This window comes from Mycolicibacterium neoaurum ATCC 25795 (genome assembly GCF_000691525.1).
GTDB lineage: Bacteria > Actinomycetota > Actinomycetes > Mycobacteriales > Mycobacteriaceae > Mycobacterium > Mycobacterium neoaurum.
The window spans coordinates 45,759-58,098 of sequence record NZ_JMDW01000013.1 but is presented as its reverse complement, the minus strand read 5'-3'; the positions used below and the strand labels follow the sequence as shown (position 1 = coordinate 58,098).

General features: G+C 67.1%; 12 protein-coding genes. 8 read left to right on the top strand and 4 right to left on the bottom strand.

Annotated elements, in window-relative coordinates; all coding sequences use genetic code 11:
• The first annotated feature begins 22 nt into the window (after positions 1-22).
• The gene (locus tag IC40_RS26625; protein WP_042509766.1) at positions 23-466 is read left to right on the top strand and encodes a hypothetical protein; all 444 of its coding nucleotides are present in this window, start codon (positions 23-25) and stop codon (positions 464-466) included.
• A 78-nt stretch (positions 467-544) separates the two neighbouring features.
• On the top strand, positions 545-1,894 hold the full coding sequence (locus tag IC40_RS0119625; RefSeq protein ID WP_030136391.1) for a TIGR01777 family oxidoreductase: 1,350 nt from the start codon (positions 545-547) through the stop codon (positions 1,892-1,894).
• On the opposite strand, the gene IC40_RS0119620 is transcribed toward IC40_RS0119625, so the two are convergent.
• From IC40_RS0119620 to IC40_RS0119610, 3 genes are read right to left on the bottom strand one after another with little or no spacing between them, the layout of a single operon-like run.
• Positions 1,873-2,601 (bottom strand): type 1 glutamine amidotransferase, encoded by a 729-nt coding sequence (locus IC40_RS0119620; RefSeq protein WP_030136390.1) that lies wholly within the window; start codon positions 2,599-2,601, stop codon positions 1,873-1,875. The two genes, IC40_RS0119625 and IC40_RS0119620, sit on opposite strands and share 22 nt — an antisense overlap.
• Positions 2,602-2,617: 16 nt before the next feature.
• Positions 2,618-3,286, bottom strand: coding sequence for a response regulator (locus IC40_RS0119615; RefSeq protein WP_030136389.1), 669 nt, complete (start codon positions 3,284-3,286; stop codon positions 2,618-2,620).
• Entirely contained in the window at positions 3,279-4,928 is a 1,650-nt protein-coding gene (locus tag IC40_RS0119610; protein WP_030136388.1) for a sensor histidine kinase, read from the bottom strand. The genes IC40_RS0119615 and IC40_RS0119610 overlap by 8 nt, the downstream gene beginning before the upstream one ends.
• 64 nt (positions 4,929-4,992) lie before the next feature.
• Between IC40_RS0119610 and IC40_RS0119605 the strand changes: the two genes are divergently transcribed.
• From IC40_RS0119605 to IC40_RS0119590, 4 genes are read left to right on the top strand one after another with little or no spacing between them, the layout of a single operon-like run.
• On the top strand, positions 4,993-5,988 hold the full coding sequence (locus IC40_RS0119605; RefSeq protein WP_030136387.1) for a Bug family tripartite tricarboxylate transporter substrate binding protein: 996 nt from the start codon (positions 4,993-4,995) through the stop codon (positions 5,986-5,988).
• Between the two features lie 8 nt (positions 5,989-5,996).
• Positions 5,997-6,497 carry a tripartite tricarboxylate transporter TctB family protein gene (locus IC40_RS0119600; protein WP_030136386.1) on the top strand — a complete coding sequence of 167 codons (501 nt, stop codon included), beginning with the start codon at positions 5,997-5,999 and terminating at the stop codon, positions 6,495-6,497.
• Positions 6,498-8,039 carry a tripartite tricarboxylate transporter permease gene (locus tag IC40_RS0119595; protein ID WP_030136385.1) on the top strand — a complete coding sequence of 514 codons (1,542 nt, stop codon included), beginning with the start codon at positions 6,498-6,500 and terminating at the stop codon, positions 8,037-8,039.
• Between the two features lie 28 nt (positions 8,040-8,067).
• Positions 8,068-8,457 carry a universal stress protein gene (locus IC40_RS0119590; protein ID WP_030136384.1) on the top strand — a complete coding sequence of 130 codons (390 nt, stop codon included), beginning with the start codon at positions 8,068-8,070 and terminating at the stop codon, positions 8,455-8,457.
• 8 nt (positions 8,458-8,465) lie between these two features.
• On the opposite strand, the gene IC40_RS28320 is transcribed toward IC40_RS0119590, so the two are convergent.
• Positions 8,466-10,079, bottom strand: a complete 1,614-nt coding sequence (locus IC40_RS28320) for a DUF222 domain-containing protein (protein ID WP_051644392.1) — start codon at positions 10,077-10,079, stop codon at positions 8,466-8,468.
• A gap of 221 nt (positions 10,080-10,300) precedes the next feature.
• On the opposite strand from IC40_RS28320, the gene IC40_RS0119580 reads away from it, so the two are divergent.
• Entirely contained in the window at positions 10,301-11,059 is a 759-nt protein-coding gene (locus IC40_RS0119580; RefSeq protein ID WP_191293609.1) for an SCO6745 family protein, read from the top strand.
• A gap of 26 nt (positions 11,060-11,085) precedes the next feature.
• A complete protein-coding gene (locus tag IC40_RS0119575; RefSeq protein WP_030136381.1) occupies positions 11,086-12,336 on the top strand; it encodes a cation:proton antiporter domain-containing protein in 1,251 nt (416 codons plus the stop codon).
• Positions 12,337-12,340 lie beyond the last annotated feature (4 nt).

The window sequence follows — 12,340 nt, the reverse complement described above, 5'->3', positions numbered from 1 at the left end:
CGGCACCCACTAGGCTTCGTCGATGCTGATCATTGCGCTGGTTCTGGCTCTCATCGGCCTCGCGGCTCTGGTGGCCGCGGTCGCCACGAGCAACGAGCTGATCGCCTGGGTGTGTATCGGCGCCAGCGTCATCGGTGTGTTGCTGCTGATCGCCGACGCGCTGCGCGCGCGGCGCGGCGGTGCCGATGACGGCGCCGAACACACCGACGGCACCGATGAGCAGGACACCATCGTGGCCGGCGAGCCGGTGCCCGATCATGTCGAGGACTACCCGGAAGACGAGGCCACCGTGTCCGAACCAGAGTCCGATCCCGCAGGCGAGTCCGATCCCGAGATCGCCGGTGTCACCGACACCGACTCCACGGCCGAGACCGATTCGAAGACCGACACCGACACCGACACCGACGGCGGCGCCGGTGGCGCGGTCGACATCTCACCGGACCCGGACGTCCCGCCCAAGAGCTGATCGACCGGGCCGGGGCGTTTGCTCGCAACCCACACCGGGTACCCGCCCGCCCGTGAATTCAACGGACGGGTGCATCCTGTGAGCATCGAGTTCGACAGTGTTGTTCCACATCGGATCGACGATGTCTTCGCCTGGCACACCCGCCCCGGTGCGATGCGGCGTCTGGTTCCGCCGTGGCAACCGATGACCGTCGTCGCCGAGACCGAGTCGCTTGCCGACGGCAAAGCCGTGCTCGGTCTGCCCGGTGGTCTGCGCTGGGTCGCCCAGCACCAAGCCGACGAGTACGACCCGCCACACCGCTTCGTCGACGTGTTGTCCAGCGACGGTCCGATCACCTGGCCGGTGCGCGCCGTCGGAACGTGGCGGCACACCCACGATTTCGCCGCGGAGGGTTCCGGTACCAGGGTCTCCGATCACGTCGAGACGGTGGTTCCCGCTGCCGCGCTGCGCCCCATGTTCGTCTATCGGCACACTCAGCTCGCCGAGGATCTGGCCGCCCACCGGGATGCCGCCGCCGCCGGGCTGACACCGCTGACCGTTGCCGTCACCGGTTCCTCCGGGCTGGTCGGCACCGCGTTGAGTGCCTTTCTCAGCAGCGGTGGGCATCGGGTTATCCGGCTGGTCCGTGGAGCCGCCACCAATGCCGATGAGCGACAGTGGAATCCGGACCGACCTTCGGCCGACCTGCTGTCCGGTATCGACGCGGTCATCCATCTGGCCGGGGCGTCGATTGCCGGCCGTTTCACCGATGCGCACCGCCGGGCCATCCGGGACAGCCGCATCGGACCGACCCGTGCGCTGGCCGAGCTGGCCGCCGCGACCGAGAACGGACCGCGAATCCTGGTGAGCGCATCGGCCGTCGGTTTCTACGGTTACGAGCGCGGGGACTCGCTGCTGACCGAGGACGCCTCCCGCGGTGACGGTTTCCTGGCCGATGTGGTGGCCGACTGGGAAGCGGCGACCGCGCCGGCCGCAGACGCAGGCATCAGGGTCGTCAACGTCCGCACCGGGGTGGTGCAATCCGCCAACGGAGGCACGCTGCGGTTGATGCGGCCACTGTTCGCGGCCGGTCTCGGCGGCCGGCTGGGCAGCGGGAAACAATGGTTGGCCTGGATCGGGCTCGACGACCTGCTCGACATATACCACCGCGCGCTGTATGACACCGAACTCAGCGGCCCGGTGAACGCGGTGGCACCGGACCCGGTGCGCAACAACGAATACACCGCCGCACTCGGCCGGGTACTGCATCGGCCGACCCTGCTGCCGGTGCCCTCGTTCGGACCGAAGCTACTGCTCGGCGCGCAAGGCGCCCGCGAACTCGCCGAGGCCGATCAGCGGGTGGTGCCCGCCAAGCTGGAGGCACGTGGGCATCGGTTCCGCCGGCCTACCGTGGATGCCGCGCTGGCTCATGAACTGGGGCACGGCTGACGCGCTGTGTAGGCCAGGAACCCGTTCACCAGCGCGTGGAGGCGGCGAGCCGCGTCGTCGTGCATATCCCTGGTGCGCGCGCGTAATTCGTCATGACTCACACCGAGCGCTCCGGCCTCACCGGCATCGCGGTCATCGTCGAGCCAGACCTCCAGCAGCTGCGGGTCCAGTTCGGGGTGGAACTGCAGCCCGACGGTGCGTCCCAACGCGAACGCCTGCAATGTCGTTGCCGTTCTAGCGATCTCGACCGCGCCGGGCGGCAGCGTGAAACGGTCGAAATGCCATTCGAACCAGGGGCCGGGCGGGATCAGCTCGGGTTGATCCGAATCGACTTCGTACCAACCGATCTCGGGTAACGCCGAGCGCTCGACCGTGCCGCCGAAGGCCTGGGCGAGCAACTGCCCGCCGAAGCAGACACCCAGCGTCGGGATTCCCGCCGCGGCCGCGGTACGGACCAGCTCGGTCTGGGCGCCGACCCAGGTGGCCTTGAGCGCGTCGTCATATACCGGCCAACGCGCACCGAGGGGGACTATGACGTCATAGAGGGTCGGGTCGGGGAAGGTGACATCGATCGCGGGGGAGTCGGCCTGGTCGGCGGGCACGACCGTGAAGGTCGACACATCGAAACCGGCGTCGGCGAAGGCGTTCCCGAGCATCGCCTCGGTGGCGATGGGATCGTTGTGGAGGAAGAGGACGGTGGGTGCCACACCGAGAATCTACTCGTCATCGTGTCGCTCGGTACCGCCGCTCGGGCCGCCCCGACCCGTACTGCAGGCGTAGTTCCACCACACCGGTGCTCAGATAGTGCTCCAGGTAACGCCGTGCGCTCACCCTGGAGATCCCGACCAGGTCGGCACACTCGGCCGCGGACACCTCGCCGGCCCCACGCACGGCGTCGAGCACCAGCCGTCCGGTCTCGGCGCCCAGGCCTTTCGGCAGCACGTCGGGCGCCTCCGCCGCAGCAGTGCCACCGAACAGTGCGTCGACCATGTTCTGGTCGACACCACCGTCGGCGGCCAGCGCGTCGGCACGGGTGGCGAAGGCCACCAGCTTGGCGCGCAGCTGATCGAACTCGAACGGTTTGATCAGGTAGTCGGCCGCGCCACCGTCGAGCGCGCCACGCACGGTGTCCAGTTCCCTGGCGGCGGTGATCATGATGACCCCGACGTGATCACCGCCGGCCCGCAGCCGGTGCAACACCTCCAGGCCGGTCATATCCGGCAGGTAGACGTCCAGCAGGATCAGCGCCGGGCGCAGTTCGGCGGCCTTCGTCAGCGCCTCGGCACCGCTGCTGGCCACCGCGACGGGGTGGTACCCGTCGATGCGTTCGACGAACCGGCGGTGGATGTCGGCAACCATGAAATCGTCGTCGACGATCAGCACGTCACGCATCGGGCACCCCCGTCGCTTCGCTCGCCCGGGGCAGGCGCACCACGAACGACGCGCCACCGCCCTCGGCATCGCCGATCTCGGCGTGCCCACCGTGCTGGGCGGTCACCAACCGCACCAGCGCCAGCCCGATACCGCGCTGCTCGGCGGGCCCACCCGCGGTCTTGGACGTGACCCCGCGGGCAAAGATCTCCTGCCGAAGCGCCTGCGGCACACCGGGACCGGTGTCGCTGACGCTGATGACCAGCCCGTCCCGATCCTCGATCCGCACCGTGACCCTGGCGGGATCCGACCCCACCGACGCCTCGACGGCGTTGTCGATGAGGTTGCCGAGCACGGTGATGACATCGGTGGCCAACGCCGGTGACAGCGCGCCCAGGCGGCTACCGGGATCGAGTTGCAACCGTACCCCGCTCTCGGCGGCCAAGGACGTCTTCGCGATCAGCAGGGCGGCCACCGCAGGATCGGAAACCCGTTGTGTGACGGCATCGTTGATCTCGGCCCGACGGCGGGTCAGCGTGCCGACCAGATCGTGCACCGCGTCGAACTCACCCAGCTGGACCAGGCCCGAGATGGTGTGGAGCTGATTGGCGAACTCGTGGGTCTGGGCCCGCAGGGTATCGGTGACGCTGCGATGTGAGGACAACTGTGCCTGCAGGGCAGCCAGTTCGGTGCTGTCGCGCATGGTGGTGACCGTACCGAGGCTGCGCCCTTGGCTCAGTGCCGTGCTGCGACTGAGGGCCAGCACGTGGCTGCCGGTCGCGATCACCACGTCATGTTCGTCGGCGTGTTCATTCGATCCGGACAGCAGGAACTCCACCACCGCAGGCTCCAGTCCCACCTCATCGGCGCGCCTGCCGACCGCCTCGGGGCCGATGTCGAGCAGTCGCTGTGCGCTGTCGTTCACGACGGTGATGATGCCGTCGGTGTTGACCGCCACCACACCCTCACGGATGCTGTGCAGCAAGGCCTCCCGATGATCGGCCAGCCCGGCGATCTCGGCAATCTCCAGGCCGCGGGTATGCCGCTTGATCCGCCGGGACAGCAGCCAGGATGCGGCCATGCCGAGGGCGGCGCCCAGGCCCAGGTAGATGAGCAACCGTTCGCCCGCACCGCTGAGCAGTTCCCACGTCGACGGATATCCCTCGCTGACCGAGGCCACGGCGAGCACGTCGCCATCGGTGGACAGGATCGGCACCTGCCCGACCAGACTGTGTGCGCCCGCGACATCCTCGTCACCGAACCAGGCGCGGCCCTCGTCGGCGCGGCTGGGCCCCAGGTCGGTGGGGGCACCGATCCGCGACGGGTCCGAGGACACCCGCACGATGCCGTCGGGCCCGAGGATCTCGGCGAGATCCGCACCCGACAGGGCCACCGCCCGGTCCACCTCGGGCGCCAGGGTGCGTCCGGCGAACGGATCGTCATAACGTTCGCGGACGATCGGCGTCGATGCCATGTTCTCGGCCACCGCGATCATTCGCTGACCTCGTACCTCGCGGAACTCGCTGGTCGACTGCGCGACCGAGACCGCGGCCACCGCGACGAGGACGACCGCCACGACGACAAGTTGAAACGCCAGGAACTGGCCACCGAGGCTACGTCCCCAACTCGTGTTCTTAATGACCACAACTTCCTTTGCGTTCATATGAGTGACCTGAGTCACGAGCAGGGTCCAGTATTGCTGAGCATCACAATTGATTGGGGTCGATATGTACGTAGGGCAGTCGGGCGGTCGGCGGATCACGGTCTCGTTGGTCATCGCACTGGTCGCCGCGCTTGTGCTCTCCGCCTGCGGGGTCACCCGCGGCGATGAGTCCGGATTGCACCGGTTGCGGATGATGGTGCCGAACAGTCCCGGTGGCGGTTACGACCTGACGGCGCGTACCGCGGTCAAGATCATGGAAGACGACAAGATCACCGGTCGTGTCGAGGTGTTCAACGTGATCGGCGCAGGTGGCACCGTCGCGATGGCGCGCTTGATGAACGAGCGGGGCAACGGCGACCTCATGATGATGATGGGCCTCGGCGTGGTCGGTGCGGTGTTAACCAACGGGTCCAGCGCCCGCGCCTCCGACGCCACCGCGCTGGCGAAGGTCGTCGAGGAGCAGGAGGGCATCCTGGTCCCGGCCGATTCCCCGTTCCGGACGGTGCAGGATTTCGTCAACGCCTGGAAGGCCGACCCGGCCAAGGTCACCGTCGGTGGTGGGTCCAACCCCGGTGGTCCCGACCACCTGTTCCCGATGGAGACCGCCAAGGCCGTCGGTGTCGACCCGACCAAGGTGAACTTCATCAGCTACGACGGTGGTGGGGATCTGCTGACTGCCTTGCTGGGCAACAAGATTGCGGCGGGTACCTCGGGTCTCGGCGAATACGTCGACCAGATCGAAGCCGGCCAGGTCCGGGTTCTCGCGGTGTCCGGCAGTGAGCGCGTCGAGGGTATCGACGCCCCGACGCTGCAGGAGGCCGGTATCGATCTGACCTTCACCAACTGGCGCGGAATCCTTGCCCCGCCGGGGATCTCGGACGAGGACCGCGACGCGATGGTGAAGGTTCTGGAGGAGCTGCACGCAACCGATGCATGGAAGGAAGCGCTGGTGAAGAACGGATGGACGGATGCGTTCCTGACCGGTCCGGCATTCGAGGAGTTCCTCGCCGAACAGGATCGCCGGGTCGAGACGACGCTGACCGATCTGGGGCTGGTGTGAGTACCGAAATGCAGGCCGAGAAGGTGCGGCCGGATTACGCGCAATACGTGGTCTGTGTCGTGATGATCGCCGTCGGTGCGTTCCTCATCTACGACGCACTGTCCATGCCCGGCGGCTATGCCGAGGTCGATCCCATCGGACCGCGATTCTTCCCGATACTCATCGGCGCCGGCCTGTTGGTGATGGCCGTCGTCCTGGCCATCGCGATCCCGCGCGGGTCGCGCGGTGAGGCCGATGCCGGCGAGGACATCGATCCGGACATGCCGAGTGACTGGCGCACCGTCGGATTGCTCATCGGGCTGTTCGTCATGCTGATCGTCCTGGTGAACCCGCTGGGCTGGGCGATCACCAGCGCGCTGTTCTTCGCGGGCTGCGCCACGGTGCTGGGCAGTCGCCATTACGTCCGCAATATCGCGATCGGCGTCGTGCTGGCGCTGGTGAGCTTCTATGCGTTCTACTCCGGGCTCGGAATCCCGCTGCCCGCAGGCATATTGGATGGGATCCTGTAAATGGAGAATTTCAACTGGCTCCTGCAGGGGTTCGCCGAGGCGGCCACCCCGATGAATCTGCTGTACGCCGCGATCGGCGTGCTGCTCGGTACCGCGGTCGGCGTGTTGCCGGGCATCGGTCCGGCGATGACGGTGGCCCTGCTGCTGCCGATCACCTACAACGTCAGCCCCAGTGCGGCGTTCATCATGTTCGCCGGCATCTTCTACGGCGGCATGTACGGCGGATCGACGACGTCGATCCTGCTGAACACCCCCGGTGAGTCCTCGTCGGTGATCACCGCGATCGAGGGCAACAAGATGGCCAAGGCCGGCCGCGCTGCACAGGCGCTGGCCACCGCCGCCATCGGGTCGTTCGTGGCCGGTGCGATCGGCACCGTGCTGCTGGCCGCCTTCGCGCCCGTGGTGTCCCGGTTCGCCGTCACCCTCGGCGCGCCCTCGTATCTGGCGATCATGTTGTTCGCCCTCGTCGCGGTCACAGCGGTGCTGGGCTCCTCGAAGCTGCGCGGACTGATCTCGCTGCTGCTCGGTCTCGCGATCGGCATCGTCGGGATCGACTCGCTGACCGGCCAGAACCGGGCCACGTTCGGTGTGCCACTGCTGGCCGACGGCATCGACATCGTCGTCATCGCCGTCGCGGTCTTCGCCGTCGGCGAGGCGCTCTGGGTGTGCGCCCATCTGCGCCGGCGTCCGGCCGATGTCATCCCGGTCGGGCGGCCCTGGATGGGCAAGAGCGACTGGAAGCGGTCGTGGAAGCCCTGGCTGCGCGGTACCGCGTACGGTTTCCCCTTCGGTGCGCTGCCCGCTGGTGGTGCGGAGCTGCCGACCTTCCTGAGCTACATCACCGAGAAGAAGCTGAGCAAGCATCCCGAGGAGTTCGGCAAGGGCGCCATCGAGGGTGTCGCCGGTCCGGAAGCGGCGAACAACGCCTCTGCCGCAGGCACTCTGGTGCCGATGCTGTCGCTGGGTCTGCCGACCAATGCCACCGCCGCCGTCATGCTGACCGCCTTTGTCTCCTACGGTATCCAGCCCGGTCCCACGCTCTTCGACAAGGAACCGTTGCTGATCTGGACGCTGATCGCCAGTCTGTTCATCGGCAATCTCATGCTGCTGGCGCTGAACCTCCCGTTGGCGCCGCTGTGGGCCAAGCTGTTGCGTACCCCGCGTCCCTACCTGTACGCAGGCATCCTGTTCTTCGCCGCGCTCGGAGCCTTCGCGGTGAACTTGCAGCCGCTGGATCTGTTGCTGCTGCTGATCTTCGGGTTGATGGGCTTGATGATGCGTCGCTTCGGACTTCCGGTGCTGCCGTTGATCATCGGTGTGATCCTCGGCCCGCGAATCGAGCGCCAGCTGCGCCAGAGCCTGCAGCTCGGCGGCGGTGACTGGAGCAGCCTGTTCACCGAACCGGTCGCGATCGTCACCTACGTCCTGATGGCGTTGCTGCTGCTGGCTCCGCTGGTGTTGCGGCTGTTCAACCGCAGCGAGGAGAGCCTGTTGATCGTCGAGGATGACAAGGACCAGAAGACGAAGGCGGGCCAGCTGTGATCGACCGATGCATGCGTGAGGAGCAACGATGATTGTCATCGGTTACACCGCAGACCAGTTCGGGCACGCCGCGCTGGAGCACGGCATCGCCGAGGCGAAACTGCGTAAGACCAGCCTGTTGGTGATCAACTCGACCTCCGGTGAGTCCTATGTGGATTCGCGGTTCGCCGGCGGTGCAGAGGTGCGCGATGTGGAGGCGCGACTCGCCGAGTGTGGTGTCGAATACGAGCTGCGTCAGCCCGTCGGGGTGGACGCGGTAGACGAACTGCTGACCGCGATGGACGCCCCGGACGCCGAGATACTGGTCGTCGGGATCCGGCATCGCAGTCCGGTGGGCAAGCTGCTGCTGGGCAGCGTTGCGCAGAAGCTCATCCTGGAGTGCCCGAAGCCGGTGCTGGCGGTCAAGCCCGCCGAGTGACGCCTCGTTCATCCCGAATCGTCCTGTCGCTCAGGATCATCCACCGCTTCTTCGGGGTGGTTGAGTAGTTCTTCTGGATGGAAGTGGTGGTTGATGGTGTCGCCGCCGGTGTCCAGTAGTGGTGGTGGGTGCCAGTGGACGCGGCCGGTGGTGGGGTCGATTTTGGTGGTCCAGCCCAGTTCGGCGAGGCGGTTGTCGGGTCCGCAGCCCAGGCCGAGGGTGGGGGCGTCGGTGTGTCCGCCGCGGGCCCAGCTGGGTTGGGCGTGGTGGGCTTGGCAGTGGTTGGCGCATCGGGTGCAGCCGGGGCGGGTGCAGCCGCGGTCGCGGTGGTGGAGCAGTAGGCGTTGGGCTTTGGTGGCCAGGCGTTTGGTGCGGCCCAGGTAGAGCGGTTCGGCGGTGTGGTGGCGGTAGACGACCAGGTAGTGGTGGGCGTGTTCGGCCAGGCGGATCAGGTCGGGCATGGGCATCAGCGTGCCGGTACCGGTGACCGCTATGCCGGCGGCGGTTTCGAGTTCGGCCAGGGTGGTCGAGACCACGACGGTGACCGGTAGCCCGTTGTGTTGGCCGAGGCGTCCGGAGGCGATGGTGTCGCGCAGGACGGCTTTGAGGGCGTCGTGGTTGCGTTGCGCCGCGGTGCGGGTGTCGCGGCCGGCGGGCCCGGTCAGCGGCGGCAGTGCCGGTGCCGGGGACGCCACGGCCGCGGCGGCAGCGTCGACGGCCTCGATCCGGTCGGCCAGTTCACCCAGATCGGTGGGCAGGGGCAGTTGTTCCCAGAGCGTGGACGGATCCTCCGATGGTGCGGCCGGGTCAGGTTGCACGGCAGTGTCTTTCGCAGCTGGACCGACCCCGACCTGAGAATCCGCGTCGGGTGTCTCGGGGTTGGCCGGTGAGTCGGGGTCTTCGGGGTTGTTGATTCCGGGGCGGGCCCAGGTGTCGTTGACCGTGCCCAAATAGGCGGCCAGTTCGGCATCGACCCAGCCGGTGATGCGGGTCAACCCGTCGGGGTCCTGTGTGCCGACGGTGATGCCGCGTTTGTGGCGGGCGATATCCGGGCCCAGACCGTCCTGATTCATCAGGTAGAGCGCCCGTACCGCGGCCTGGTGCACGGTCTCGGGGCCACTGACCTGGGCCACGGGGACCAAGATGGCCTCCAACTGTGCGCACTGGGCGGCATCGACGTACTTGGTGGCCATTCGCACCGCCTCGGCGATCACCGTGACGTGGCCTTCGTTGATGTCGCCGTCGGCCAACGCCTGGGCGCACAACGGCAGCGCGGGATCGAGCGGCATCCCGGTCACACACCGTCTGGGGGCCAGTTGTTCGGCACGGCGCACCCGGGTTGCGGCCTCGCGGGCCGACAGGCGCATCCGGGTGATCAGGACATCGACCCAGGATTTGGCGCCGATCTCATGTGCGGTGCTGCGCTGCATGATTGCGGCCTGGATGCGGGCGTCGATGACCGCATCGGCGCGGGCGCGGTGTTCGCGTTCGGACTGCAACGCCAACAGCTCGGCGGTGTCGAACAGCGTGAAATCGGCGTCCAACAGTGCTTTGACCGACGCGGCGCGATCGGAGACGGCGTGCTGCACCGACTCCCGACTGGCCACCACATCCGATCCCATGACTCGAACATACGTGCGATAACCGACAGAACTGCGCCACCATGTGACACCAGAGACAGACGAGACCAAAGAAAAATGTGAGATCGATGTGCTGAACGAAAACTGCTGGTAGCCGCCCCATGGTGACGTCGTGTGCGCAGAGTTGCGGTGAACTCGGCCGCCCCCGGATCGGCCGCCGTCTACTGTTCGACCCGACACCGATGCCTCCGAAAGGCCTGGGGATGACTGATACCGATCTGGTCGAGCACGCCGCGGCGGCCGGGGCCGCTGTGGAACAGGCGGTCGCCGTGTTCATGCTGCACCCGCAGACCTACGCCGAAAGCAGCGCGGCGGGCTACGAGAATCCGCTCGCCGGGTACGTCGCCGGTCGCGGCGGAGTCCTCGGGGACGCCACCGGTGCGACCGTCGCGGCAGTTTTTGCCGTATTCGAACCCACCGGTTTGTCCGCCCTGTGGGAGCAGGGCGTCGCCGTGCGTGGTGCCGCAGGCGCGGCCGAGGTGTATTGGGAGCAGGCCGCGGAGTTCGGCCGGCGGTACCTGGCCGCAGCGCACGGGCTCGACCGTATCGCCGAACTGGGGGAGCGGCTGATCGCCGTCGCGCCCACGTCTTCGGTCGCGTTGTTCGCCGGCTGGAAGGTCATGCCGCTGGCCGGCGACGCGCCAGCCCGTGCGCTGCAGGTCATGTTCGTGTTGCGGGAACTGCGGGCCGGTCTGCACTTCAACGCCCTCAGCCTGTCCGGTATCAGCCCCATCGAGGCGCACATGCTGAACAAGGGACCGCGGTATGCGGCAATGTTCGGCTGGCCCGAACCGTTCGCCGACGGTGCGGACAAGAAAGACCGTTATGCCGAGGTCGAGAACACGACCAATCGCCGGATGGCCGAACTCGTCGGCATCGCATGGGAATCGGCGGAGATCGCCGAGTTCGCCGGGTTGACGGCGGCCGCACTGACCACGCTCGAGCAGACCGTGCCGCGGTGACAATCTCCGGCTGGCTAACCTGACGTATGCCCGCGGACATCGCGATCCAGTTCTTTCTGCAACTCACCGTCATCCTGGCCGCCTGCCGGCTGGCCGGCATCGTCGCCGGACGCGTCGGGCAACCGCCCGTTGTCGGTGAGATGATCGCCGGGGTGGTCCTCGGGCCGTCGCTGCTCGGTCGCATCGCCCCCGACCTGCAGGCCGGTCTGTTCCCGTCGGGGACGTCGAACATCGTGCTGTACACCACCGCGCAGGTCGGCCTGGTGCTCTACATGTTCGTCATCGGCATGAATTTCGACGTCGACCACGTCCGGCAGCGGGCCGGCACCGCCGCCGCGGTCTCGGCCACCGGGACCTTCGCGCCGCTGATCATCGGCGCGCTCGCGGCGATCCCGTTGCTCGGCGGCGGTGAGTTCTTCGGCGAAGGTGTCAACCTCGGCATGGCAATGATGTTCCTCGGCGCGTCGATCGCCATCACAGCATTCCCCATGCTTGCCCGAATCATCTTCGAAAAGGGTTTGACCGGAACCTCTTTGGGTACGCTTGCGCTGGCGTGCGGTGCCACCTCCGATGCCATCTCCTGGTGCATCCTTGCCGTCGTGCTGGCCGTCTACAAGAACAGCCCGATGCTCGCCGTCCTCGCCATCGGCGGTGGCGTGCTCTACACCGTGGTGGTGCTGACCATCGGTAAGCGCGCCCTCGCGCCGATGGGCGCCAAGGCCGAGCAGCAGCAGGCCATCAGCGGATCGATGCTCAGTACGGTCCTGATCCTGCTGATGGCCTGCGCCTGGTTCACCGACACCATCGGCATCTATGCGATCTTCGGTGCATTCATCCTCGGCATCGCGATGCCGTCGGGTTACTTCGCCGGTCAGCTCACCGACAAGATCGAACCGCTGACCACCAAATTGCTGCTGCCGTTGTTCTTCGTCTATTCCGGGCTCAACACGCAGATCGGCCTGGTCAACACCCCCCGGCTGTGGGCCATCACAGCGGGACTGTTGATCGTCGCCATCGTGGGCAAGGGCGTCGCGTGCGCGGTCGCGGCCAGGATCAGTCGCGTGCCCACGCGCGAATCGGTGGCCCTCGGCGCCCTGATGAATGCCCGCGGGCTGATCGAATTGATCCTGCTCAACATCGGGCTCCAGGCCGGCATCATCACCCCCACCCTGTTCACCATCCTGGTGATCGTCGCGGTGGTCACCACATTGATGACCTCGCCGATATTCGAGCTTGTCTACGGACGACGCCGGCAGCCTGCCGAGATTTCCCAGTAACCGT